Source organism: Brevibacterium sp. HMSC24B04 (genome assembly GCF_001806835.1).
In the GTDB taxonomy this organism is placed as follows: Bacteria; Actinomycetota; Actinomycetes; order Actinomycetales; family Brevibacteriaceae; genus Brevibacterium; species Brevibacterium ravenspurgense.
Window position 1 is genome coordinate 1 of record NZ_KV786118.1, and the last position, 24,718, is coordinate 24,718.

22 protein-coding genes are annotated in these 24,718 nt (G+C 63.2%); 7 read left to right on the forward strand and 15 right to left on the reverse strand.

Annotation, left to right across the window (positions count from 1 at the left end; genetic code table 11):
* Positions 1–269 precede the first annotated feature (269 nt).
* The 4 genes from aroD to HMPREF3092_RS10150 all read right to left on the reverse strand — a co-directional run bounded on the left by aroD (position 270) and on the right by HMPREF3092_RS10150 (position 3,739).
* Positions 270–1,076 (reverse strand): type I 3-dehydroquinate dehydratase, encoded by an 807-nt coding sequence (aroD, locus tag HMPREF3092_RS10135; protein WP_070424802.1) that lies wholly within the window; start codon positions 1,074–1,076, stop codon positions 270–272.
* A gap of 17 nt (positions 1,077–1,093) precedes the next feature.
* Positions 1,094–2,416, reverse strand: a complete 1,323-nt coding sequence (locus HMPREF3092_RS10140; protein ID WP_070424803.1) for a Dyp-type peroxidase — start codon at positions 2,414–2,416, stop codon at positions 1,094–1,096.
* Between the two features lie 2 nt (positions 2,417–2,418).
* On the reverse strand, positions 2,419–2,952 hold the full coding sequence (locus HMPREF3092_RS10145; RefSeq protein ID WP_070424804.1) for a copper chaperone PCu(A)C: 534 nt from the start codon (positions 2,950–2,952) through the stop codon (positions 2,419–2,421).
* Positions 2,953–3,103: 151 nt separating this feature from the next.
* Positions 3,104–3,739 carry a hypothetical protein gene (locus tag HMPREF3092_RS10150; RefSeq protein WP_070424805.1) on the reverse strand — a complete coding sequence of 212 codons (636 nt, stop codon included), beginning with the start codon at positions 3,737–3,739 and terminating at the stop codon, positions 3,104–3,106.
* A gap of 284 nt (positions 3,740–4,023) precedes the next feature.
* Between HMPREF3092_RS10150 and HMPREF3092_RS10155 the strand changes: the two genes are divergently transcribed.
* From HMPREF3092_RS10155 to HMPREF3092_RS10165, 3 genes are read left to right on the forward strand one after another with little or no spacing between them, the layout of a single operon-like run.
* Positions 4,024–5,331, forward strand: a complete 1,308-nt coding sequence (locus tag HMPREF3092_RS10155) for a quaternary amine ABC transporter ATP-binding protein (protein ID WP_070424806.1) — start codon at positions 4,024–4,026, stop codon at positions 5,329–5,331.
* A 2-nt stretch (positions 5,332–5,333) separates the two neighbouring features.
* The gene (locus tag HMPREF3092_RS10160) at positions 5,334–6,185 is read left to right on the forward strand and encodes an ABC transporter permease (RefSeq protein ID WP_070424807.1); all 852 of its coding nucleotides are present in this window, start codon (positions 5,334–5,336) and stop codon (positions 6,183–6,185) included.
* Between the two features lie 41 nt (positions 6,186–6,226).
* Positions 6,227–7,225: a glycine betaine ABC transporter substrate-binding protein gene (locus tag HMPREF3092_RS10165; RefSeq protein WP_070424808.1), complete on the forward strand. Its 999-nt coding sequence runs from the start codon at positions 6,227–6,229 to the stop codon at positions 7,223–7,225.
* A 97-nt stretch (positions 7,226–7,322) separates the two neighbouring features.
* Here the strand turns inward: HMPREF3092_RS10165 and HMPREF3092_RS10170 are convergent, their stop codons facing one another.
* The 10 genes from HMPREF3092_RS10170 to dcd all read right to left on the reverse strand — a co-directional run bounded on the left by HMPREF3092_RS10170 (position 7,323) and on the right by dcd (position 17,231).
* A complete protein-coding gene (locus HMPREF3092_RS10170) occupies positions 7,323–7,811 on the reverse strand; it encodes a hypothetical protein (protein ID WP_141738023.1) in 489 nt (162 codons plus the stop codon).
* 42 nt (positions 7,812–7,853) lie between these two features.
* On the reverse strand, positions 7,854–8,642 hold the full coding sequence (locus HMPREF3092_RS10175) for an HpcH/HpaI aldolase family protein (protein ID WP_176745720.1): 789 nt from the start codon (positions 8,640–8,642) through the stop codon (positions 7,854–7,856).
* The gene (gene mnhG, locus HMPREF3092_RS10180) at positions 8,635–9,204 is read right to left on the reverse strand and encodes a monovalent cation/H(+) antiporter subunit G (RefSeq protein WP_070424810.1); all 570 of its coding nucleotides are present in this window, start codon (positions 9,202–9,204) and stop codon (positions 8,635–8,637) included. The genes HMPREF3092_RS10175 and mnhG overlap by 8 nt, the downstream gene beginning before the upstream one ends.
* Positions 9,201–9,632 carry an MrpF/PhaF family protein gene (locus tag HMPREF3092_RS10185; RefSeq protein WP_070424811.1) on the reverse strand — a complete coding sequence of 144 codons (432 nt, stop codon included), beginning with the start codon at positions 9,630–9,632 and terminating at the stop codon, positions 9,201–9,203. Before HMPREF3092_RS10185 ends, mnhG begins: the two co-directional genes overlap by 4 nt.
* Positions 9,632–10,369 (reverse strand): Na+/H+ antiporter subunit E, encoded by a 738-nt coding sequence (locus HMPREF3092_RS10190; protein WP_061942361.1) that lies wholly within the window; start codon positions 10,367–10,369, stop codon positions 9,632–9,634. The genes HMPREF3092_RS10185 and HMPREF3092_RS10190 overlap by 1 nt, the downstream gene beginning before the upstream one ends.
* Positions 10,366–12,057, reverse strand: coding sequence for a Na+/H+ antiporter subunit D (locus tag HMPREF3092_RS10195; RefSeq protein WP_070424812.1), 1,692 nt, complete (start codon positions 12,055–12,057; stop codon positions 10,366–10,368). Before HMPREF3092_RS10195 ends, HMPREF3092_RS10190 begins: the two co-directional genes overlap by 4 nt.
* Positions 12,054–12,608, reverse strand: coding sequence for a Na(+)/H(+) antiporter subunit C (locus HMPREF3092_RS10200; protein WP_061942372.1), 555 nt, complete (start codon positions 12,606–12,608; stop codon positions 12,054–12,056). The genes HMPREF3092_RS10195 and HMPREF3092_RS10200 overlap by 4 nt, the downstream gene beginning before the upstream one ends.
* Complete coding sequence (locus tag HMPREF3092_RS10205) at positions 12,605–15,688, reverse strand: Na+/H+ antiporter subunit A (protein WP_070424813.1); 3,084 nt, start codon at positions 15,686–15,688, stop codon at positions 12,605–12,607. The genes HMPREF3092_RS10200 and HMPREF3092_RS10205 overlap by 4 nt, the downstream gene beginning before the upstream one ends.
* Positions 15,689–15,750: 62 nt before the next feature.
* A complete protein-coding gene (locus HMPREF3092_RS10210; RefSeq protein WP_070424814.1) occupies positions 15,751–16,632 on the reverse strand; it encodes a hypothetical protein in 882 nt (293 codons plus the stop codon).
* Positions 16,632–17,231, reverse strand: a complete 600-nt coding sequence (gene dcd, locus HMPREF3092_RS10215) for a dCTP deaminase (RefSeq protein ID WP_019174031.1) — start codon at positions 17,229–17,231, stop codon at positions 16,632–16,634. Before dcd ends, HMPREF3092_RS10210 begins: the two co-directional genes overlap by 1 nt.
* A gap of 200 nt (positions 17,232–17,431) precedes the next feature.
* On the opposite strand from dcd, the gene HMPREF3092_RS10220 reads away from it, so the two are divergent.
* The 4 genes from HMPREF3092_RS10220 to HMPREF3092_RS11550 all read left to right on the forward strand — a co-directional run bounded on the left by HMPREF3092_RS10220 (position 17,432) and on the right by HMPREF3092_RS11550 (position 22,477).
* Positions 17,432–19,663, forward strand: a complete 2,232-nt coding sequence (locus HMPREF3092_RS10220; protein WP_070424815.1) for an LPXTG cell wall anchor domain-containing protein — start codon at positions 17,432–17,434, stop codon at positions 19,661–19,663.
* A 21-nt stretch (positions 19,664–19,684) separates the two neighbouring features.
* On the forward strand, positions 19,685–20,785 hold the full coding sequence (locus HMPREF3092_RS10225) for a hypothetical protein (RefSeq protein WP_070424816.1): 1,101 nt from the start codon (positions 19,685–19,687) through the stop codon (positions 20,783–20,785).
* Between the two features lies 1 nt (position 20,786).
* Entirely contained in the window at positions 20,787–21,812 is a 1,026-nt protein-coding gene (locus HMPREF3092_RS10230; protein WP_070424817.1) for a hypothetical protein, read from the forward strand.
* Positions 21,813–22,315: 503 nt separating this feature from the next.
* Entirely contained in the window at positions 22,316–22,477 is a 162-nt protein-coding gene (locus HMPREF3092_RS11550; RefSeq protein ID WP_239233640.1) for a hypothetical protein, read from the forward strand.
* A 126-nt stretch (positions 22,478–22,603) separates the two neighbouring features.
* On the opposite strand, the gene HMPREF3092_RS10245 is transcribed toward HMPREF3092_RS11550, so the two are convergent.
* Positions 22,604–24,544: an NHL domain-containing thioredoxin family protein gene (locus tag HMPREF3092_RS10245; RefSeq protein ID WP_070424820.1), complete on the reverse strand. Its 1,941-nt coding sequence runs from the start codon at positions 24,542–24,544 to the stop codon at positions 22,604–22,606.
* Positions 24,545–24,718: the final 174 nt, after the last annotated feature.

Sequence of the window (24,718 nt, forward strand, 5' to 3'; positions counted from 1 at the left end):
CCGGCACCTCGGCCCCTTTTCTGCACCCACACACGCTTTAGCAACAAAAACACCTGTTAGCAGTACTGCTTTTCGGGAGTTTCTGTTGCTAACGGGAGTTTCCTAACGGCTAAAGCGTGGATTCTGGCTAACGGGTGTCCCCTTGCGACTAACGGGTGGATTCGTGCCTAAAGCGCTGATCCCGGCTAACGGGTGTGTCGAAACGGGGCCTGGTGGCTCAGTCGCCACCTGCTCGCCAGATCCCCTGCCGAGGTGCCGGCCCGGTTTGGTCAGTACAGTTCGGTCCAGACGGAGCGCAGCTTTTCGACGGAAATCTGGCCGGGTGCGGTCGATTCCTCACCCAGTGGGGCGAAAGTGGCAGCCGAACCGAAGTCCCCGCCGAACACGCGGGTGGACCTGCCCAGGGGACCCATCGAGATGGCGATGACCGGCACCTCGGCCACTTCGACAGCAGACGCGCATGCCTCGAGAAGCCGCGAAACATCGCTCGGCTCCTTCGGCATGATGGCGATCTTCGCAGCGTCCGCTCCCATGAGGAGCATGTCGCGGATCTTCGCCAGCAGGATTCTGGTGTCCGGGGTGCGATCGAAGTCGTGGTGGGAAGCGACAACGGGAACGTCGAGCTCTCCCGCCTGCTTGCACAGCTGGGCTGCCGGTTCGCGATCAACTTCGACATCAACTGCAATGCGCGGCTGCGTGCCCAGGGGCGGGGTCAACTGGGTACGGCGCATGAGACCGGAGATGACCTTCGCGTAGGCGGCGTCGTCAAGATCAGCCTGCCCACCCTCGGCTGCGGTCCGCACCGTAATCAGCACGGGAAGCAGCCGGTGGTCCTGAATGGCCAGCTGGGCCTCCTCAAGCGCCTGAGCAGCCGACCCATCAGCATCGAGCAGATCAACACTGTCCGCCAGCGCGTCAACACGCCATTCCATGGCATCTGCACCAGCTTTTCGGGCGCGCGCCGCCCAGTCCCCCACACTGCGAATTTCCTCGAGGGTGCGCGGCGCAAACGGCACGATGATCTTCGGCCGTTTGATGTTCTGCGGGGTGCGGGCGATGAACGGAAGGCTGAGCATGCCCCCAGCTTAGGCAATCATCCGAACAGAGTCTCGCCGATGTATCCGCCCTCAGATGCTCCGGGTGGAATCGCCCACACGGTCGAACCGATCGGGAACGTCCACACGTTGAGAAGGTCGGCCTCTGCCAGGCGCTGCTGGATCGGCTTGTACTGCCGTTCGATGTCCGCCTGGAAGCTGGCGAACATAAGCCCCGCATCGTTGATCTGACGCACTCCCTCAACATCGTCGCGGATGGGCCCCTTGCTGAGCGACTGGTAAGAGTAGACGCGGCGGAAGATCTGCTCTGCGGGCTTTTTGTCGTTGCGCGAACGCGCCACGTGGCTGGCCGGCGAGATCTTCTTGAACCCATCGCTGCCAACGGCTTCGAGATCCGGGATGTCGCGTTCGTGTTCACCCGTGAGCGGGGAGCCGTCTTTCATGCGCCGACCCACGGAGAAGTCGCGGGCCGGTTCATCTGCCAAGTCCCAGCTTTCGAGGTCCATCGCGATGTCGCGCAGGACGAGGGTTGTACCGCCGGCCATCCAGTCGGGATGTGCCGAGCCGAGGTCAGCTGGCGCTGTTCCGCGCGGCGATTCGGCTTTTTTCCGTCCCGAGGTGCCGGGCCTTGCGGGTGCGTTGGGGTCACCCCACACGAGAGCGGCGAAGTCATCGGTGTCGATTTCAGGATTGACGGTTCCGTCGACCTGACCGAACGGGTTGCGGACCGTGGTGCCCTTCGGGTCGGTGCCATAGGCACGGCGGAATGACTCCTTGGCCCAGGCGATCTCTGAGAACGCGCGCGAGTCCTTCATGAGCATGCGCGATGCGTGGGCCAGGGTCAGCGGGTCGTCCGAGCAGATCTGCATGAGCAGGTCGCCGCCGCACAGTTCGGGGCGCAGACGGTCAATCGGGTAGTCCGGCAGCGGTTTCAGCCATGCCGGCACCTTGTCAGCGCCGGCGAGTTCAACGACTTTCCGACCGAAGCCGAACGTCACTGTCAACGATGCCGGCTGGGCGGCCATTTCAGGTTCTGTGTCCGCAAGCGGCGCCTTGCCCTGCGTGAGTGCTGCGGCGGCATCGCTGAGGATCCGCAGCCACCGGCGCATGGCCGCCGCGTCAACGTGCTCTTTCAGTTCGACGGCGAGGAAGACGGCGTGCGCCTGCGGTGGTGTTTCCACTCCGGCTTGGTGGACCCCGTAGAACGGAACGGTCTGCTTGCCGGAAAAGCCTGCGCTGTCTTCGCCGCCGCGGGCGGCGGCACCCATGACGCCATAGGTGCCGCCAATGCCCGCTGCGAGTCCAGCACCGGCCCCGATGCCCGAAGCACCAAGGAGTCTGCGTCTGGAGATCTCAGTCATCTTTACTTCTTGTCGTCGCCGTGGTCCATGGGCTCACCGTGGTCGTTTTCGCCCGGTGCGTACTCTTCCTTAGCACCGGTGAATTCACGGGCCGGAGCAGTCAGGTCGAAGTCTCCCGCCGATGTCTTGACGGTGATCTTGATGTCTTCACCGGGCTCGATGTCCTTCTTGAGGTCCATGAGCATGATGTGCTCGCCGCCGGGCTTGAGTTCGAGCGTGTCGCCGGCAGCGAGTTCAAAGCCGCCTTCCTTTTCCTTCATGCTCATGCCGCCCTTGCCATCGCCGGTGGTTTCGTGCAGTTCCACTTTTCCTGCGACGTCGGATTCGGCACCGGTGATGGTGATGGTCTCTTCGCCTTCGTTTTCGATCGTTGCGAAGACACCGGTCATGCCCTTGTCCTGAGTGGCCGCCTTTGCCCACGGTTCGTCGACCTTGAGTGTGTCAGCGGCGGCTGTTGCCGTACCGCCTCCACCACAGCCTGCCAGGGCCAGGGTTGCAGCGGCAAGAGCGGCCATAAGGGTCTTGCGGAGTTTCATGGTTGTCCTTTCGCACCCGCTCACGGGTGCACAACAGGGGGCTTAAGCCCCGGGGATGCGGCACGGGGCCGCAGAAGATGGTGGGTGTGCCCGCCCGCAGTCTTTTCCTGCGCGGCCGGGTGTGGGCTTTCTCCAGAAAGCCCCGTGTGTGTCAGACAGCAGCGGGAGGGCCGCGCTGCGATACCGAGCTGAAGAATTGCGAGGTGCCGGCACTGCGGGTGCGGAACACACCGGGGCGCTGAACGCGGCGAACCCGCGGCAACGCACCGGCCAGAAAGACGAAGACGAGCGGGCCCACGATTTCTGTGAGCACCGCCTCGAGCGCCCGTTCCCCGAAGAGCACGTAGCCGGCCGTGAAAACAACGGCTGCCGCGTGGGCCGCGAGCATGAGCGGACCGGAATAGTCCGCGTGATTCACGGCGGAGGGGGTGGCGGTTCCTGCGCTCGGGGACACGAGCCCCATGCAGAGCGCGTGGACGGACGTTTCCAGCAAAGACCCTGAACCGCGCGGAGTGGGTGCGGCGGTCGAGGCGAAGGTCATGAAGACGTGCAGAAGCCATTGCCCGGCCGCGGCCACTGCCACGACAGAGGTGATGCGAAGGCGAAGTGCCGACAGGATGATTCCCAGCCAGGACGCGACAAGAAAAGCGAAGATGCTCGCCGCGATGGAGGCCGCACCGCCTGCCCCCGTGTGGAATACCAGACCGATGAACACCGAAAAGAATGCCGCGGCACAACCGCGGAGCATGCGGGCACGCCGCATGCGGTGTTTCTGTTCGGCAGTCATGCCGGCATTCTATCGAGCGGCAGAATGCCCGCTGTCCGCGGCTATGAGAAGATTTAGGCGTAACGTTTCAATAACAACGGAGAACCAGTAAAACCCCTGGTCAGAGGGGGTGTTTCAGCTTTTGCTCAGAAAGCCAGCCGTATCTGACCCGCCCCTTGAGTCCGCCTGAGAAGGCTCTGTGTTTAAAGTGGAATACCGGTGTTGCCCCGTTTTTTCGGCCGCCGGCAGCAATTCCCGCGCCACCCGGCGCGGATGTGCACCCTCAAACGGAAGGTGGCCACGCAGTGGCATTAGTCCGTGCATCGCACGTCTACAAAGTCTTTGGCCAAAACGAAAAAGAAGTGATTCGCCGCATTGAAAACGGCGAAGACCGCGATGACCTGCGCGAATTGGGAACCGCAGCCGTCATCGATGCGAGCTTCGAAGTCGAACGCGGTGAGATCTTTGTCGTCATGGGCCTTTCCGGGTCTGGCAAATCGACCCTCATCCGCACCCTCAACGGACTGTGGAGCACAAGCGCCGGCTCCGTTGAGATTGCAGGCAAAGACATTTCGAAGATGAACGCCACCGAACTGCGCGCGGTTCGCCGCGACCACATTTCGATGGTCTTCCAGCACTTCGCCCTCATGCCGCACCACACGGTGCGCGAAAACGCGGCCTACTCACTCGAGCTGCAGGGAATGGACAAGGCGGAGCGTCTGAAGAAGGCAGACGAATGGCTTGAGATCGTCGGCCTGAAGGGCTGGGAAGACAAGTACCCGTCCGAACTGTCCGGTGGTATGCAGCAGCGCGTCGGCCTGGCCCGCGCCCTTGCCGCGGAGACCGACATCCTGCTGATGGACGAAGCGTTCTCGGCTCTCGACCCGCTCATCCGTCGCGAAATGCAGCAGCAGCTGGCCGAACTCCAGCACACACTGAAGAAGACGATCATCTTCATCACCCACGACCTCAATGAGGCCATGTACCTGGGCGACCGGATCGCCGTTATGCGCAACGGTCGGATCGCCCAGATCGGCACGGCCGAAGACATTCTGACCAACCCGGCTGACGACTACGTCGCGTCGTTCATTCAGGACGTCGACCGTTCCCGCGTCTACACCGCGCAGTCAGTCATGCGCCCGCCCACGAACGTCGTCCACAACACCGTGGGACCGAACGTGGCAATCAGGGAAATGCAGAACACCCAGGAGTCCGCTGTTCTCGTCACCGACCGCAGCGGCAAGCTGCTGGGGCTCGTCACAGACGAAGACGCAGTGGCAGCGGCCAAACGCGGCGAGCGCACCCTGGACAACATCATCTACACCAAAAACATCCTCACGTGTCCGCCGGATGCGCAGATCGCGGACCTCTTCGCGCCGTCGGCTGAAGCCCCGGTGCCGCTGTGCGTCATCGACGAGGCAGGAAAGCTCCTGGGCGTTGTGCCTCGGGTCAAACTGCTGCAGGCCATGGGCACCGAGTCCACTGCCACCGGCGAACTTCCCGCGGTATCGACGGTCCCGGACCCGCAGCTGCAGCAGGAACCCGAACAGGAACTGCAGCCGGAGCCGAACGATGGCGATGCCCCTGACACCGCAACTGGAAAGGAAGCGTGAGCATGAACCCGCTTGAACCTCACCTGCCTCTGGGCGAATGGGTCGACACGTTCCTCATCTGGTTCCAGGCTCATTTCGACTGGCTGCTTTCAGCGGTCACCACGGTGCTGTCGAGCATGTACTCGGGACTGAACTGGGTCCTGGCAACACCGCACCCGTTCATCATGATCCTGATCTTCGCGGCGATCGCCTGGGCTGCTGCCACATGGCGGCTGGGCCTTGTCACCGCTGTGGGCTTCTACCTCATCCTGGCTCTGGGCCAGTGGGAGAACGCCATGAGCACGTTCGCGCTCGTGCTGGTGTCGGTGATCTTCGCTCTCGTCATTTCGCTGCCGATCGGTGTGTGGGCTGCAAAGTCCCGGATCGTGTCGACCATTGTGCGGCCGATCCTCGACTTCATGCAGTCGATGCCCGCCCTGGCCTACCTGGTTCCGGCAATCGTCATGTTCTCCGTCGGCCAGGTTCCAGGCGCGATCGCGACGATCATCTTCGCCCTGCCGCCCGGCGTGCGATTCACGGAGCTGGCCATCCGCCAGGTTGACGGTGAAGTCGTCGAAGCCGCTCAGGCCTTCGGCGCAACACCCAGCCACATTCTGTTCAAGGTGCAGCTGCCCCTGGCGCTCAAGACAATCATGGCCGGTGTCAACCAGGTCATCATGCTGGCCCTGTCGATGGTTGTTCTGGCCGGTATGGCCGGCGCTGAGGGCCTCGGCGGCGCTGTCATCGGCGCTATTTCGCAGCTGAACGTAGCCCTGGGCGTCGACGCCGGTGTTGCAGTCGTTGTCCTGGCCATCTTCCTTGACCGCGTGACGGCCGCACTGGGCAGCCGAAACAGCGATCACACCACAGTTTGACCCAGACCGACCAATGACCGATGCGAACTAAGGAGAGAAACATGAAGTTTCCGAGAATTGCCAAGATGGGAGCAGCACTTGCTGCTTCCGCACTCGTTCTGACCGGCTGCGGCGGAGGCGCTGAAAGCGGCGGAGACACCGCTGGCGGCGACCAGAACTGGGCTGAATGCACCCCCGGTTCCGAGGCCAAGGACATTTCCGGTGAAGAAGCCGACGACAACAAGGAAATCACGATCGGTGCCTTCAACGGCTGGGACGAGTCCTTCGCCGTTTCGAACCTGCTGAAGAACAAGCTTGAGGACGACGGCTACACCGTTGAAATCAAGGCGTTCGACGCTGGCCCGGGCTACACCGCAGTTGCCAACGGCGACGTTGACTTCCTCGTCGACGGCTGGCTGCCGCTGACCCACGCCGACTACATCGAGAAGTTCGGCGACAAGCTCGAAGCTCAGGGCTGCTGGTACAACAACGCCAAGCTCACGATCGCCGTGAACGAAGACTCGAAGGCCAAGACAATCGAGGACCTCAAGTCGATGAGCGGCGACTACGGCAACACCATCTACGGAATTGAGCCCGGCGCTGGTCTTTCCAAGGCCGCCAAGCAGGCTGTCGAAGACTACGAGCTGTCCGACATGGACCTCAAGCTCAGCTCGACCCCGGCAATGCTGGCTCAGCTGAAGAAGTCGACTGAAGCAGACAAGGACGTCGCCGTCACCCTGTGGCGTCCGCACTGGGCATACGACGCCTTCCCCGTCCGCGACCTTGAAGACCCCAAGGGCGTCATGGGCAAGGCTGAGGTCATCTACTCGTTCTCCTCGGAAGGCTTCGGCGAACAGAACCCGAAGGTTGCTCAGCTGCTGAAGAACCTCGTTCTGGACGACGAGCACCTGTCCAGCCTTGAAAACGTCATGTTCTCCGAAGAAAACTACGGCGGCGAGGAACAGGACAAGGCTGCCCGTGAATGGATGGACGACAACAAGGACTGGGTCGAACAGTGGGAGAAGGGTGAGCTCAAGGGCGAACCCAACCCGGACGCCTGATCGAATGCGTCTGATTCAGCCGGCAGGCTGAACTTCGACTGAAAACTGAAGGGGCCGCGGATTGATCCGCGGCCCCTCTGCTGTGCGTAGGCAGAAACTACATCTTCAGCCAAATGTCCTCGGCAGGCTTTTCGACAGCACCCAGCTGGAAGGCGTCGTGCATCCAGGCGGGGCGATCCCCCGTTGAGGGCAGAACAACAGCCGATTCAACGAACACGACGCTGAACTGGTGCGCCAGAGCGGCAGCAGCGGTAGCCCAGACGGCACCTCGGCCTTCTGCGTCAGGTGCCGAATCGGCACCTGCCACAATCAGACGCTCGATACCCATGTCCTGCAGGCCCAGGGCGAGGTCGTCATAGGACTCAAAAGCGTCCGGGGTGGGTGAGGCCAGGATGAGGTCGTCCGCCGTCGGTTCTGCTGCGACCGGGGCGGCACCTTCCACCGGTTCCGCGAACGCGGATTCTTCGGCCGGGGCGGTCACGTAGGCAATGACGCCATCAGCCATGCGGGCTTTGCCCAGAAGCTGGATCAGCGGTTCAGTGGGAACTGCGGATTCATGCGTGTTGATGAGCATAAGAGCATCCATGCCCCCATTTTGACACGCTCCCAAAACGCCGCTCTCGGAAGCTCAGCCCTTGCGGATCGCCTCGAGCCCATCTGCGAAGGCCCAGCTCAGCAAAGCCGTGTCCGCCGCAAGCGACACCATGCGAAAGCCCATATCGGACCAGCGGCGCGCCAGTTCGATGGTTGGCGCAAAGATGCCGGGCACCTTGCTGTGTGCAGCGCAGGCTTCCAGTACTCGCTCAAGAGCGCGTTCCACCGCCGGGGCGGTGAAATCACCCGGCACACCCAGGTTGGTCGACAGGTCGAGCGGGCCGACGAACGGCACGTCGACACCGGGCAGCGCGGCAATCGCGTCGGCCTCTTCTACGGCGCTAGGAGTTTCGATCTGCGGAAGGAAGAACGTCCGGGCGTCTGCTGCGCGCTGTGCAGCTTCTGCCGGTCCGCCGACGTACTGATCTCCGGCAATGCCGAATGCCGAACCGCGCACACCCAGCGGCGGGTACTTGATCCACGAAGCGATTCGCTTGGCATCCGCGGCCGATTCAACCCACGGAACCATAATCGCGTCAGCCCCCGCGTCAAGCGCTGTCGACACCAGGTGCTGCTGCGGCCCCGGCACGCGCACCACGGCTGTGATGCCCGCCTGTCGGGCCACTGCGATCGGCGCGCGTGCGGAATCCAGACCGAAACCGGAGTGCTCTAGGTCAAACAGCACCCAATCGGCCCCCGCCTGCTTCAGCAGGGTCGGCAGGCCGGGACTGAAGAATTCGATGACGAAAGTCCCGAACACGGGCCTGGTCCGCGCCGTCGTCAGCAGCTGGTTTTCCTGTACTGCGCCTTCTGTGTCACTCACGGACATCTCCTTTGACTGTCCCGCTATTGGAATCTTCTGCGGCTGAATCTGCGCCGGCGCCCTCGCTGTGCGCAGCTTGGCTTTCAGGACCCGAGGGGTCCGCACCGCCCACGTCCAGCGATCCGCGAGCATCCTCCGCAGAGCCGTGCGGCGCCTCGTGAGAATCAGTGTCACCTGCCCCCGGCTCGGCAGACTCCGCCAGAGCTGTCGCTTCGCGGGCTTCAGCACGCGACACGGCGTCGGCGAGCTCATCGCGGTACAGCTGCGCGCGACGCAGATGGCGGGTGCGGTAGCCAGCCCGACCCACCATGTGCGCACCGACCGGGGCGGTGGCCATCTGGAAGCCCGCAATGAGCAGGCACGTGGTGATCAGACCGAAGCTCGGCTGGGTGACAGCGACGACGAGAAGAACGGAGATGAGCCCGAACACCTGCGGTTTCGACCCAGAGTGCAGGCGCGACAACAGGTCGGGAAAGCGCATGAGCCCGGCCGCCGCGGCAATGGACAGAACGCCGGACAGCAGGATGAAAACGCTCAGGATGATCGAAACGACGAGGCTCATGGGCCGACCCCCTTCGCTGGGTCGGTGTCTGCCGGGCTTACGGCCGAGGTGCCGCCGGCTGAGGGTGCGGATCCCGAGGTGCCGTCGGCTGAGGCGGGCTGGTTCGGGTTGGTCTGGTCGGGGTCGGCGGGTGGTGCCGGCGGCGGCGTGTTCTCGGAGCGTGCCACATAGCGTGACACCGCGACCGAGCCGACGAAGCCGAAGAACGCCATCGCCAGCAGGATGAACTGCAGGTCAGTTCGGCCAGTCACAGCCATGAACACTGCAAACGAGCACATCATGGTCGACAGCAGAACATCAGTGGCGATCATGCGGTCAAGGATCGCCGGTCCACGGACAATCCGCACAATGGCGACCGCAGCGGCAACCGAGAACAGCACAAAAGCCACGGGCAAGACGATTGCTGCGACGCGCGGGTCGAACTCCATCAGGCACCGTCCCCTCTGGTGGTGTCAGCGCCGGCTGGTTTCACGCCGGGCTTGCCCTCGCCGCTGGTCTTGGCGTCCGATTTCGCTTTGACGTCCTTCACGGTGCGCCCACCCAGAACGGGCTTCTGCCCTTGGGCGATGCGGGACTCGTTGAGCACGTGGATGTCGTGGAGCGAACCCATCGCCTTGATGACATACACCTCGATTTCCAGGGCCAGTTCGCGGGCGCTTTCGATCTGTTCGTCGGTGTTGCAGTCGAGCACGTGGAGGAAGATCACACCGCGAGCGCGGTCGACCTCCGTCACGAAGGTGCCGGGGATCAGCCCCGCGGTCTGCGCAATGATCGTGATCAGCAGGTCGGACCTGGTGTGCAGGTCGACAGCGATAACGCTGCCGGGATTGGTTTTGCGCGGCCGCAGTGCAACGGCGGCAACCTGCAGGGCACCGCGCGCCAGCTGCCAGGCAAACCACGCCAGATACACCGCGAAGTACCACGGGTTGATGCGGCCGGACAGTTCGATCGGCGGCAGGTAGAACAGACGCGTGACAATGACGGCGACGATGATGCCGGTGACGATGTGCACGACCGACCAGCCGTCCCACAGCATGATCCACAGGATCACGAGTCCGGTGGTCAGCAGCAGCTGTCGCACAAGCGCCCACCGCAGGGCTTTCCTATCGGCAGTCCGTGCGGCTGCGCTCTTGGACTTCTGGGATTCGGGTTTCTGGTTCGTCACTGCTCACCTCCCGCGGCATCTGCCCCTGCCTGCTGTTCGGAGGCTTCGGAAATGTCGTCGGCGTAGCCCGGCGGAACGGACTTTCCGTCCGGTCCCGGTGTGCCGTTCTGGCCGACTTCGAAAACCGCTGACACGTAGATTCGCGGGTCGATGAGGTTGACGGCGGCGTTTTCGGCAGTCCTCCACAGTGGGCCGGCGAAGACCGTCAGTGCTATCGACACCGCGAGCATGAGGACTGCCGGACGGGCCATAGCCCCGGGAAGCTTCTGCCGGGCGGGTTCTTCCGCACCGATGGCCCGGGCACCCTTGACGGCCTTGATCTGCTTAATCAGCCGTTCGGTTTCCGGCAGCCTTTCCGGGGCCTCTACCGGCGAGCGCCAGAACACCTGGTTCCACGTGCGGCCGATGACGTAGAGGGTCAGCAGGCTGGTGAGCGCGCCGATGGCCACGAGTGTGATGGTCAGCCAGTCTGCGTCGAGAACACCCGCGAAGAACAGGGCGACCTTGCCGATGAACCCTGACAGCGGCGGAATGCCGCCGAGGTTGAGCGCGGGTATCAGGAAGATCCAGGACAGGGCCGGTGAGAGGGTCATGAGGCCGCCGAGCGCGCTGATCTTAGTGGTTCCCGTGCGCTGTTCGATGAGTCCGACCGCCAGGAACAGCGTGGTCTGCACGACGATGTGGTGAACCGTGTAGTACAGCGCGGCGGCCAGGCCCAGTTCGGTGCCCAGGGCAACACCGAACAGCAGGTATCCGATGTGGGATACGAGTGTGAACGACAGCATTCGCTTGAGGTCGGTTTGGGCGACAGCTCCGAGGATGCCGACTATGAGCGTCAGCCCGGCCACTATGAGCAGCGGTGTGCGCAGCGACTGGCCGAAGAACAGAAGCGTTTCGGTGCGGATGATGGCGTAGATGCCGACTTTCGTCAGCAGGCCCGCGAATACCGCGGTAACGGGGGCCGGGGCGGTCGGGTAGGAGTCGGGCAGCCAGAACGACAGTGGGAAGACCGCGGCTTTGATGCCGAAGCCCAACAGCAGCGCAATGTGGAGGAACAGCTGGACGTCCTCGGGCAGCATGCTGAGTTTGACCGCGAGGTCTGCCATGTTGACGGTTCCGGTGGCCGCGTAGATGAACGCGATAGACCCCAAGAAGATGAGCGAGCTCAGCAGTGACACGACGATGTAGGTGGCGCCGACGCGCACTCGCTCTGGGGTCACGCCGATTGTGATGAGCACGAACGATGCCACCAGCAGCATTTCGAAGCCCACGTAGAGGTTGAAGAGGTCACCCGCGATGAATGAACCGGCAACACCGGCGCACAGGATGAGGTAGGCGGGGTTGAACACCGAAACGGGCGACTGTTGGGAGTCGTCGGTCATCTCCTGCCCGACGGCGTAGATGAACACGCTCAGGGTCACGAGCATCGAGACCACCAGCATGAGCGCTGACAGTCGGTCGACCACGAGTGCAATGCCGAAGGGCAGTTCCCACCCGCCGACGGCGACCACCTGGATGCCCTGCGCATCGGTGGCCCACAGGAGCGCACCGCTGATGCAGAGCACGAGCACCAGCGTGATGACCGTGACCAGGTTCTGCAGGCGCACGCGCATACCCGCGAGCAGGTTGATGCCCGCTCCCAGCAGCGGCAGCACCACCGGCAGCGGAACAAGGGCTGCGAGTGTCATGAGTCTCCTCCCTTGTCCTGCTGGTCTGCCGAGGTGCCGCTCGGCTGTTCGTGTTCTGTCGGCTGGGATTCTGGATCCCCGTCGAGGTCTGCCAGTTTGCGGGCCCCGGTGACGGGGAATTCGGCGTCACCGCCGAATTCGGTGTCGTCTTGGTCTTCGGAAACGTCGCCTTCATCGCCCATTGCTGCGCGCGACTTCAGGCCGATGCGGATGTCTTCGAGGTCATCGTCGAGGTTTTCACGCCGCATGAGTCGCCAGGATCGGTAGATCATCGCGAGCATGAACGCGGTCACGCCGAAGGTGATGACGATGGCGGTGAGAGTCAGCGCGTGCGGCAGAGGGTCGGACATGCCTGCGGTGGACAGGTTTTCCTCGCTCGTCAGGGGCGCCCGCCCCGGTTTTCCGGAGGTGAGCACCAGCAGGAGGTTGACGGCGTTGCCGAAGAGCACGATGCCCAGCAGCACGCGGGTCAGTGAGCGCGACAGCATGAGGTACACGCCGCCGGCGAACATGACGCCCATGGCCAGGGCCATGACGAGAGGTGTTGTCACAGTGAATCACCCCTGTGCTGGCCGGCACCGTCCAGTCGGTCGATGCGGCCCATGATGGCGTGCATGCGCGATGTGTCGAAGTCTTCGTCGACATCTGACAGCGCCTGGGTCAGTCGGTCTTCGTCTTCTTCCTGGTGCCGGTCGACCTGCGCACCGAGCGTGCGGAGGATGTCGAGCATGAGTCCCAGGACGATCAGGTAGACGCCGATGTCGAACAGGGTCGACGTGCCGAATGCGATGTCGCCCAGGGGGCCCAGCGGGATTTCCACGAACACGCTGGACAGCACGGCGTCTCCCCACAGCAGTCCGCCCACGGCGGTGAGTGCCGCCATCGTCATGCCCAATCCCAGCAGGAGGCCGGCGTTGATGGGTGCGGCTTCGGCGAGTTCCCATCGGCCGCCGGCCAGGTAGCGCATGATGAAGGCGAGTCCGGCCACGAGCCCCGCGGCGAACCCGCCGCCGGGCAGGTTGTGGCCGGCGAAAAGCAGGTAGACGGAGAACACCATGACGGGGTGGAACAGCAGGCGGACGGTGACTTCGAGGATGATCGACCGGTTGCGCGGATTGAGGGTCCTGCCGGCCAGCAGCCACGCGCCTCGATGGGCGACCTCGTCTGCGGCTTCCGGAGCGTTTCGATAGTTCTGCGGGTAGCGCGACACGTCCGCACCCTCGCTGGACACGGCGTCGTAAACCGGGTTGAAGCGCCACAGGATGCCGCGCTTGCGCCCCAGGTCGCTGTCTGTGCTTGACTGCATGCGCTGCAGCGAGGTGCCCCTGTTGTTGATGAAGATGAGGCTCGCAATGCCGGTGGCGGCCACGACCACCACGGCGAGCTCGCCCAGAGTGTCCCAGGCTCGAATGTCGACAAGTGTCACGTTGACGATGTTCCTGCCGTGACCGCCGAACCATGCGAGAGCACCCCAGTCAGTCGAGATCGGCCGTTCTGAGCGAGCGGCCATGGCCACGATCGTGCCGATCGACATAACAGCGCCGAAGGCCACTGCCAGGCCGATGCGCGCCGTCTGCTTGAAGGGTCGTTTGCGTTTGCCGCTGGTCAGATTGCTGGGCAGTCGGCGCAGCACGAGGATGAACACGACGAGCGTGATGGTTTCGACAAGGCCTTGGGTCAGGGCGAGGTCGGGTGCACCCTGGAAGGCGAAGAACGCCACCATGGCGTAGCCGGATATGCTCACGACAACGACCGCGGCGAAGCGCTTCTTCATCATGAGCACGCCGATGGTTGCGGCGATGAGCGTGGCGGCAACTGCCCACTGCTGCCAGCTGTCGGCAAGCACCAGCTGATCGGGCCACGTGCGGTTGAGCGCGAGTGCGGTGATGAGGGAGCCGACGGTCACCAGCAGGATGACGGCCTGGTAGAAGGGCAGCGAACCGCGCTGCGTGCGGGCGGTGACGAAAGCGGCAGTGCGTTCAAGCCCCTGAATTGCACGACGGTAGCCCTCGTTGAAGTCGAGTTCGGGAACGTACTTGTGCAGGCGAGCATCGCGCCCGGACACCCAGGCGATCAGAGCACCCAGGATGATGGTCGCGACCGACAGGCCGAGTGCTGGGTTGACGCCGTGCCACAGGCTGAGTTCGACGAGCTCTGTTTCTCCCGCAGCCGGCGGGACGAATGCCGTGTAGGTCTGCAGAAGCACCTGCAGCGCGCCGGGGAACAGGCCGAAGGAGAAGATTCCCGCGACCAGCACGACGGTGGGCAGGATGAGGATCGGATGGGTGTTGCCCGGCGCGACCGCCTCGACTCCGGACTTGGTGAAGAACGCACCCCACACGAATCGCGTCGCGTAGGCGAAAGTGAAGACCGAACCCACGAAAATGCCGATGAGCGCGATCGCCGCACCGGTCGAACCGTCATCCAGCAAAGTGCCGTAGGAGGCTTCTTTTGCCACAAAGCCCAACAGCGGGGGCACACCGGCCATAGATGCTGCGGCGATCGTGCCGACAGCGGCCAGCAGGGGGTCTTCACGGCCGAAGCCGGACAGCTTGCGCAGGTCACGGGTTCCCGCCCAGTGGTCGATGATGCCGACCACCAGGAACAGCGTCGATTTGAACAGCGCGTGGGAGACGAGCATTGCCAGGGCGGCCAGGGTGAGACTGGCAGTGCCGAAGCTGGCCATGACGGCAAGGAGTCCCAGCTGAGACACGGTGCCGTAGGCAAGAACGAGTTTGAGGTCGTACTGCTTGAGCGCCCTCCAGGCACCCAGGAGCATCGTGCTGATGCCGACCGTCAGCAGGACCGGCTGCCAACCGGGCATGGCCGAAAAGCCGGGAGCCAGGCGCAGGATCAGGTAGATGCCCGCTTTGACCATTGCCGCGGCGTGCAGGTAGGCGCTCACGGGAGTGGGTGCGGCCATCGCACCGGGAAGCCAGAAGTGGAACGGCAGAAGGGCGGATTTCGCCATCGCTCCGACCAGCAGCAGAAGAACACCCGCGATGACCATGGGGTACGTGCCGGTGTCCGGGTAGCCGACCTGCACGATCCGCGTGAGGCTCATGGTTCCGTAGCTGGCGGCCAAGAACACGATGCCCACGAGCATCGCCAGTCCGCCGAACGTGGTCACAATGAGCGCCTGGAGTGCGGAGCGGCGGGACTGCACGCGGGTGTTGAAATGGCCGATCAGCAGGTAGCTGAAGACCGTTGTGCCTTCCCAGAAGATGAAGATGACCAGCAGCTCATCGGCGATCACCAGGCCGTACATCATGCCGGCGAAGGCCATGAGGACACTGGCGAACCTGCTGAGCGACCGGTCGTCCGCTTCGAAGTAGCGCGCACTGTAGATGAAGATGAGCGCGCCGACACCCGTGACGATGAGCGACATGATCCACGACAGCGCATCCAGTTGGAAGACGACGCTCATTCCCAGTTCGGGAAGCCACGAAAGCTCTTGGCGCACAGGCGGCGAACCGGAGGTTCCGAGCACCGGCTCGGCGTTGAGGACCGTGTAGAGGAAGCCGGCGGCGGGCACTGCCGCAAGAATGAAGAACGCCCCGCGCTCGAAAATACGAAACAGCAGCGGGGCGAACAGGGCGGCGACAAAGAAACTCAGAAGAATTGTCGTCATCGCGCCCTCCGGGTGTGAAAATCAGTTGACATTTTTACATACCCGGCGGGAACGCGTGAACGTCACCCCTCCAGTTGGTGGTCAGCCAGTAGGAATCCGTCCCGGTCTACCGCGGTTCCGCCGGTGGCGTCGACGACAGCTGCGGCAAGGTCGCCGATGATGCTTCCGGCGGTGTTGCGCATGCGCCGGTGTTGACGGGAGGAATCGTCGTCATCGTCCGCGTGCCAGCGAATGGAGTAGGCCGTCTGAGGCCCGTCGGAAAAGCGCTCCACGATTGTCGGCAGGGCGGTTTCGACCATGACGCCCAGTTCAATCAGCCCTCGCCCCTCCCCCAGGTCGATGTCGAGGGAGTAGCCGTCGAGTTCTTGGTCTTCGGGAACATCGGCCGAGGTGTCGACCACCTGACCTTCCGGGATCGCCTTTTCTATCAGGGGCAGCAGGAGGTCCGAGGTGATCCAGTACTGGGAGTAGACGGTGATTTCGGGGTGGGCGTCGGGATCGGGCACAATGATCCGCTCGTGTCCGCCCGGTTCGGCATCATCGGCGATGCGCACCGCTGCGTGGAGGCGGCGGGCGAGCGCAATGAGCAAGTCGACGCCGCGCTCTTCTTCGCGCATAGGCAGGCCGGCGGGAAACAGCTTTTCGATTCCCTCGGAGTGGACGAACCATTCCGGTGGGGCTTCCGGTTCACGCTCCCTCGGCGTCGAGAGCGCGTAGGCTGCAGCGAACACGGATGGGATCTGTGCTTGTTCGGCAGCGCTCTCAGTGATTTCCAGCGGGCCTGTCAGTGTTGAATAGCGGCTGAGCTTTCGCGTGCCGCCATCAGTTGCAAGGCGCGGCAGCACGTTCGACAGGAGAACGTCGACGTCGCTGTCGAGAACAGTGTCGTCAACCAGCAGCAGGTGCTGGTTTCGCAGCGTCTCGACATCAGCGGTCTGCGACATCAGCGCGGATCCTGTGGGTTCACCTGTGCGCGGTAGAAGTTCTCAAAGGACCGCGATGCGGTGGGGCCGCGCTGGCCCATGTAGCGGTTGGCGGTTGCCGGGTCGGCTCCGTAGGGGCGCTCAGCCTGCGCTCCCATGCGGAAGAAGCACAGCTGGCCGATTTTCATGCCCGGCCACAGGGTGATGGGCAGGGTCGCGACGTTCGACAGTTCGAGGGTCACGTGCCCCGAAAACCCTGGGTCGATGAAGCCTGCGGTGGAGTGTGTGAGCAGACCCAGGCGGCCCAGGCTCGACTTGCCTTCCAGACGGGCCGCGATGTCGGTGGGCAGGGTCACGACCTCAAGGGTCGAGGCGAGCACGAATTCGCCGGGGTGCAGCACGAACGGTTCGTCGCCGTCGGTTTCAATCAGGCGGGTCAGTTCGGGCTGTTCCTGGGAAGGGTCGATGACCGAATACTTGTGGTTGTCGAAAAGCCGGAAGCTGCGGTCCAAACACACGTCGACGGATGCCGGCTGGACGAGGCTTTCATCCAGCGGGTCCAAGCGGATACGGCCTTCGGCAAGTTCGGCGCGGATTTCGCCATCAGATAGGAGACTCACGTCACCAGGCTACAACGCCCGGCCAGTCGCTCGTACACCACTAACGCTGAGGGCTTTCTTAACATCTGGCCAGAAATCGTTTACAGTTGGAAACTGACCTACACCCCGCACCGATGGTGCCTTCCCCTTTCAACCTCGTTGGGTGGGTAGGTGTCGTCGCCTTTGTTGGGTGTGTTTGCAACACAACCGAAAGGCTAACTGTGAAGACTCTTCCCAGTCTTGTTCTTGCCCCCGCAGTGGCCGCGGTTACAGGCTTTGCAGCCGTTCCCGCTTTTGCCGCTCCCGGGGATCAGGCCCCGGATACAGCTTCCGGCCAGAACTCCACTACGTCATCATCTGACTCTGAAGAAGGCGAAGTCAGCGTTTCGCTCGCACAGGACTCCATTGCCGCCGAGCAGATTGCCGACAGCAAGCAGGGTCTGAAGTTCACCGGAACAGGCTTCACCCCCGGAGACAAGGCAACTGTCACCGTCATCGGCACCGACGGAATTTCCTACACCCCGGACACCAAGCTGGCCGTTTCGCAGGCCGGTGAAGTCAAGGGCTCCTACTTCTTCTCGACCGACAAAGGCTCGAAGGTCCCCGAGGGCAGCTACCGTCTGTTCCTGACGGACCTCAAGACAAACGAAGCCACCGAACTGGCGAAGTTCAACGTCGGCGACAAGGCCGAAGACACTGCCGAAAAGCCGGCAGAAGACGAACAGCAGGCAAAGCCAGAAGGTTCTGCTAAGCCGGAAGGCGCATCGGAATCCGCTGATTCCGCATCGACCCCGGCAGAGGACAAGAGCGCAGACGCGAGCGCCAGCCCGTCGGCACAGCCGAGCGAAACCTCGACCCCGGCTCCCAGCCAGACGACCCAGTCGGCACAGCCGAGCGAAACCTCGACCCCGTCGGAGACCCCCTCGACTTCCGCATCGCCGGAACCCAGCGACAGCCCGTCCGCCACCGAAACTGCCAAGCCCGAAGACAAGGCAGGCGACAAGAAGAACGAGGCCGGCGACAAAGCCGACGACAAGGCAGCAGAAGACAAGGCAGACGAAAAGCAGGACGACGCTGACAACAAGTCCGATGAAGCTGATAAGCCGAAGGTCACTGAGGATCAGCTGCCCACCTCGACCCTGTCGTTCAGCAAGAACCGCGTTGAGGACACCGACTTCACCCTGAGCAAGGACGAGGTCGCCCAGGTCGAGGTTGGCGAAAAGGCTTCGAAGCAGCAGAAGGAAGCTGCGCAGAAGAAGTCGGAAGAGTTCGCGAAAGAGGGCAAGGGCGTGACCCTGACCCTCAAGAACGGTCTGCCCGGCGCCACCTATACGTTCAAGGTGCAACAGCCCGGCACTGCCAAGCCGTTTGAACTTCCGGCCAAGACCGACTCGGCAGGCACCGCCTCGGTGTGGATCTACGACAAGGGCACCGCTGTGACCGGCACCTACAAGGTGACGGTTGAAGGCGCAAAGGCAGTCGTGAGCGACAAGGCTGACGAGGCCGACAAGGAAACCGCCAAGCCGTCTGAGGCACCGACCGCCGGCGCGGGTTCGATCACTCCGTCCAGCACTCCGTCGAGCGAAACCACGGTGACCGCAACGGCAACCCCGTCGCCGACCACCGAAGCTGACAAGAAGGACGACGCCGCCAAGGATTCGTCTGACAAGAAGACTGAGTCCACCGCAGCCGAGTCGAACGAGAAGCTCGACTGGAATGAAGTCCGGAAGCTCGACAAGGACAAGGAATCCGGCGTCGATATTGAGGAAAACGCACAGGTTGCCGCTGCCTCGTTCACAGTCTTCAAGGCTGCGCCGGAACCGAAACCTGAACCGAAGCCTGAAACGCAGACGCCGGAACAGCAGAAGCCGACCACTCCGGCAGACAAGCCGTCCGCAACGGATGAAGGCCCCAGGCCGGCATCTGAATCTGAGGCTAGCGGCATGAACGCGCAGCCGAAAGCACCGGAAGCTGAAAACCCGGAGGCTGTAGGCGACGCTGATCAGACCGAAGACGGCGCAAAGCAGAAGCCGGAAGACAACGGCCAGGCTGCGAGCGACGCCAACGCCACGACTGACGAAGGCGATAAGACCGAAGACGCTGACCAGGCTGACGAGGCCGGCGACAAGGCTGAAGACGAAGCCGGCGACAAGGCTGAAGACAGCGACACAGCCGACGCCAAGACTGACGAAGCCGCACAGGCTGACGATTCTGAGCAGACCACAACGTCCGAACAGGTGCAGGAAGACACCTCGGGTGCCGAGCAGCGCCGCGAACTTCCCAACACCACTCCGGACGACCACTACGCACAGTCGCAGGAGAGCACCGGCTCGACCGGCTCCCAGCTGCCGCGCACCGGCGGCGACCTCACCGGTCTTGCACTCGGTGCCGGACTCGTTGTGGTTGGTGCGGCATCGATCGTCGTCACCCGACGCAAGGTCAGCGGCATCTGACACCACCGGTATCTTGAGTACATGACTGAACTTGACCTCAGCGATGTCGTGTTCTCGGGAACACCGCTGACAGACGGCCCGATCGGCACCTCGGAGCGCCTCGTCATCATGGGGCAAAGCGAGGACGTCGAGACTGCCCTTCGGGCCGTCTGCGCCAAAACTGAGGTCTGCGCTCTGGCAGGGGAAGCCACAGCGTCAGACACCCTCATTCGCTACGCCAAGCACCAGCTTCGCGCCCTGACCGGCAGCCGTGCGGCTGTCCGGCCGGGGCTTGAGCATGTGCGCTTGGCCGCTCGTTTCTTCGGCATCACCGTCGACGGGCGGCGGGCTGAGGAACTCGACCCCGCGGCTCGCGCCAGACTGCGCTTAGCGGTCACTATCGCCGCCGCACTCACGCAGAACACCCCCTGGCTGGCATTGAACCGGCCGTTTGACGGGATCCCCGCACGTGCCCGAGCAGGTATACGAGGAAGACTGCTGGACGCACTGGATCACTTCGAACTGGGGGCTGTTTTTGCGCTCGACTCGGCCGTCGATGCGGGAATCATCGGCGGCCGAACAGTCGTTCTTGAACTCGATCAGGTTGCTGACGCCGGTGATTTCGGCCAGCAGCTGCGCACTCCGCGCTCCAACCTGGCCGCAGACCTGGCCGGGGTCAACGTGTTCTCCGGTTTGGCTCGGCGCGGTTGGCTTTCAATTGGGCATTCGCAGGTGCGCGCCAAAACTGAATTGGACGGCAAGGTGTTCGTCACGATTCCCACCGGTGCGGTCCGTCTGTCCTTTGACGAATTCTCCCCGATTTTCGACGGCGAGGCTGTTTTCGAAGCCCTCGTTGTCGGCCTGCACGACAAAGACTCAAAAGTGCAGGTCACGCTTTCGCCATCCGATACCGAGGTGGGGCTGGCACTGCAGGCTGATCTGTTCGACTTCAGTGCCGAAGCAGCTGACAACTCTGAACTTCCGTGGGGTGTTCTCCACCCGGACCTGGGTGCGGACATTGCCCAGCAGAGCACTGCCGTACGCCCGGGCACCCGCCTGTGGGTCGAAGTGGACACCGAGCAGATGCGCGCCTATCCCGTAGAGGATGCTTCACCGACCGCTGTCATGAGCGCTAAGGAATGACATGCGCAAGTGGTTGAGCGCTTCTGCTGTCCTTCTGCTTCTGGCGGTTGTGAGTGTGCCGGTTTTCAATCTGACCCGCTATTCGCCGGCGACCACCGTCAGCCGCTACCTGAACGCTCTGGCTGACGGCAACGGGGCTGCTGTACGCGGACTTGTTCTGGGGCCGGACCTGCAGAACACCGACGGCATGACCGACGAGGTGATCGGCGGTGCGCAGGGTGTGCCCACGCAGATCAAAACGGACGTTGAGGAATCCGGAGACACCATGGCCAGGGTGAGGGCGGACTACGTCCTGGGGTCGAAACCACATTCGACGGTTTTCACGCTCGAACGGATTCCGCGCACGTGGGGACTGTTCAGCCAGTGGAGAATCCGCGTTGAGGACTGGCCCACGCTGTCAGTTCAAGGACCGCAGGCGCAAGCCGCAAACATCAACAGTCAGCCCATGGCCAACGGCACGAACGCCGTTCCGGTTCTCTTTCCCCTGCAGTACGGGGTCGGCTTCAACCAGAAGTACGTGAAGTCCGGCTACAAGACGGTTGACGTGGTTGAACCCGGTGAAGAGCACAGTGTCACGGTCGAGGCTGAGCCCACTCCGGCGCTGAGCGAAGAAGCCCAGGCACAGCTGCGGGCGCAGCTGAAAGACTGCACTAAGCAGAAAGTACTCATGCCCACCGGCTGTGTTTTCGGCTACGAAACAGACAACATGATCCTGGGCGATGTGCACTGGGAGCTGAAATCAGTTCCGGACGTCGAGCTTGTGCGCGACCCCAGCATGACGGTGTCGACGTCACTGGGCAGCTCCGGGGATTCCTCTAACGGTGATGACGGTGACAGCCAGAAGGCTCAGCAGGCCGGTGGTCTGCGCATGCGCCCAGCTGAGGCAACGTTCATCATCTCCGGGAACTACCGGGATTCCCGCACCGGCACGGAAACTGATTTCCGCGAAGAAGTCACGGAGCTCATCTCCGCCCGCATCATCCTCACTGAGGACGGCAAGGTGCGGGTCGAGCAGATCGAACCCTGAAATGACGAGGTGCCGCCCCGGTGAGTTGCGGAAACTCACCGGGGCGGCACCTCGTGCGTGGATGGAAACCAAGTCGTGGTTCTGCTAAAATGAGACTAATCGACCCCCTCCCAAGCCGCTCGGTGAAGCTCAAATGGGAGGGGCCTTTTCATTCTGGGGGTATCCCGTGAAACCGCCGCTGTCCTGGGACGAGCAGGTCGACCTTCTAGTCAGCCGAGGCCTCATCGTGGCTGACCAAACTGAGTGCGCCCGGGCTATTGCCGACGAGCATGGAGCCTACGGCCGCTACCTCGACAAGGACTTCTACACCGAGATCGAGGGCCGTGAACCGACCGTCATATCCTGCTTGCGCGACATCGACCGGAGCAAGGATCGTCTATCTTCGCAACCGCTGTGCGCACCACAGCCGCCTGTGGCACCACTCTGTCCTTGATGCCGGGCCAACACCGAACAATGTGCGCAACAAGGCGAAGCGAAAATTCGGCCAGTTCGAGTCTCGGTCCGTGCTTGACGTGATCGCCTCGCTCGACGATATGGCGTGCCGAACCAAAGTCGCTGACCCGCTTCTTCCTGAGCTCTTTGCGGACTACGGGCGCAATTCCGCATTATGGCAGGGGCTCGCCAAACCGCAGAGCCCGCGTGATCACACCTATGGCGAGCTCTGAGAGCCCTCTGCGGGCACAACAGAGCAGAATATAGCTAACGCACAGATCGAACCCTGAAATGACGAGGTGCCGCTTAGGTGAGTTGCGGAAACTCACCGGGGCGGCACCTCGTGCGTGGGAGTGGGGTCAGACCCCGCGGAGGTCCAAGTCGAGGCGGTCGGGGCCGCCCTCACGGATGACCAGCGGAATGCCCCAGTCCTGCTGGTACAGGTGGCAGGCCGCGTGCAGCGGGATTTCGCCGCCCGGTTCGCCATCGCAGGATGCCGCGCGGGCCGTCACGTGCAGAACACCCTCCGTGAAGCCTTCGGCCAGGGTGATGGTGCGGGTCTGGCCCTCCGCTCCCCCGGCGCCGTCGGCAATGAGCTCCGGCGGGGTCGAAGAGATCTGCAGCCACGTGGGGTCTCCCCAGCGATCGTCGAGCTTCTGGCCCTGCGGGACGGTGAAGTGCACTTCGATGTCAAGGGTGCCCGTGCCGATTTCCGTGGGCGGACGCTTGGTCTGCTTCTGCCCTTCGTTGACCTCAAGAGCTTCGGCAGGGATCGTCACGGCGGTCAGCGCGTGGTTGGCGGATTCGGCAACCAGCAGGTACGCATCGCCGTCTTCCGGGGTGACCACGAGGATGTCGGAAGGTTCGCGCAGATCCCGGGCGAGGGTCGAAACTTCGTCGCGCGTGCGGTCGTAGCGGCGAATGGCGCCGTTGTAAGTGTCGGCAATCGCAATCGAGCCATCCGGCAGTTCTGCCACGCCCAGCGGGTGCTGCAGGCGAGCTTCGGCTGACGGTCCGTCCTGGAAGCCGAAGTCGAACAGGCCGGTGCCCACATAGGTTTCGACCGTGCCGTCTGCCGGGTTGAGGCTGCGCAGTGCCGAGGTTTCCGAATCTGCCAGAAGCACCTGGCCTTCGGCTGTGAGCGCAAGGCCGGAGGTCTGGGCGTACCAGGCTTCTTCCGGCCCACCGTCGGTCAGGCCTTCGTTCATTGTGCCGGAGAACAGGCGGACGGTGTCCTTTTCCGGGTTGAACGCCCAGATGGTGTGGTTGCCGGCCATGGCGATGATGACATCGCCGGTTGCAGGAACAAACTGCACGTCCCACGGGCTGGAGAGCTTAATGCCGCGGGCCGGACCGTCGTAGCGCAGTTCGGTGCTACGACCCTCAACGGTGTTGTCAGCCGCGCCAACCATGTACTGTTCGCCGGTGCCGGCAACTGTCGTGACTTCGCCGGTGTCCAGGTTGAGGCCGCGCAGTGCGTGGTTGACGGTGTCGGCGACAACCACGTGGTAGCCGACCTTCTCAGCCAGTTCCGGGCTGAGTTCAGCCATGCCGCCGGGCTCGGAGAAGCGCGCCTGCGCGGCTTCGGTGCCTGTCGAGGCGTCAGAGGCGAGCGCTTGACCGTCGACGAAGCCGCGTTCTTTCGCGCCGTAGCGGCGCAGCTTCGTGACACCGTCCGGGGCGTATTCGACGAGGCTGTGGTGGCCGGAGTCGCCCACGAGGATGTTGCCTTCGTGGCCGGCGGTTTCCAGGCGGATGAGTTTGCCCGGGTAGAACAGTTCGCCTTCGCGCGGCTCCGGTGCCACGTAGGGGTCGTTGCCGGAACGCAGTGTGCCCTTGGCGCGGTGCTCTTCGACGAGGCCCTCAATGAGGCTGATGATGCCCTTCGAGTGGCCTTCGCCGGACATCTTCGCCACGAGATAGCCCTCGGGGTCGATGAGCGCCAGCGTGGGCCACGCCCGGGCGGTGTAGGCCTGCCATGTCACGAGGTCGGGGTCGTCGAGCACAATGTGCTCCACCTGGTAGCGCTCAACCGCCTGGTCTACGGCTTCGACGGTACGCTCGAATTCGAACTTCGGCGAGTGCACGCCGATCACCACGAGCTCGTCGTGATACTTTTCTTCGATTTCGCGCAGTTCATCCAGAACGTGCAGGCAGTTGATGCAGCAGAACGTCCAGAAGTCCAGCAGAACGATCTTGCCGCGCAGATCCTGCAGCGAAAGGTCTTTGCCGCCAGTGTTGATCCAGCGGCGCCCCACGAGTTCGGGTGCGCGCAGACGGGGTGAAGAAAGGTCAGTCATAGCGTTCATTGTTCCAAACACGGTCGTGGCTGGGTGCACTGCACCCGTCAGCTGAGACACGCCTCGCCCCAAGCGCTGAGGTCCGATCCCGCACCCGTTAGCCACGAATCCACGCTGTAGCCGCAAAGAGACTCCCCTTAGCAACAGAAACTCCCGTTAGCAGTTGTTGCTAAG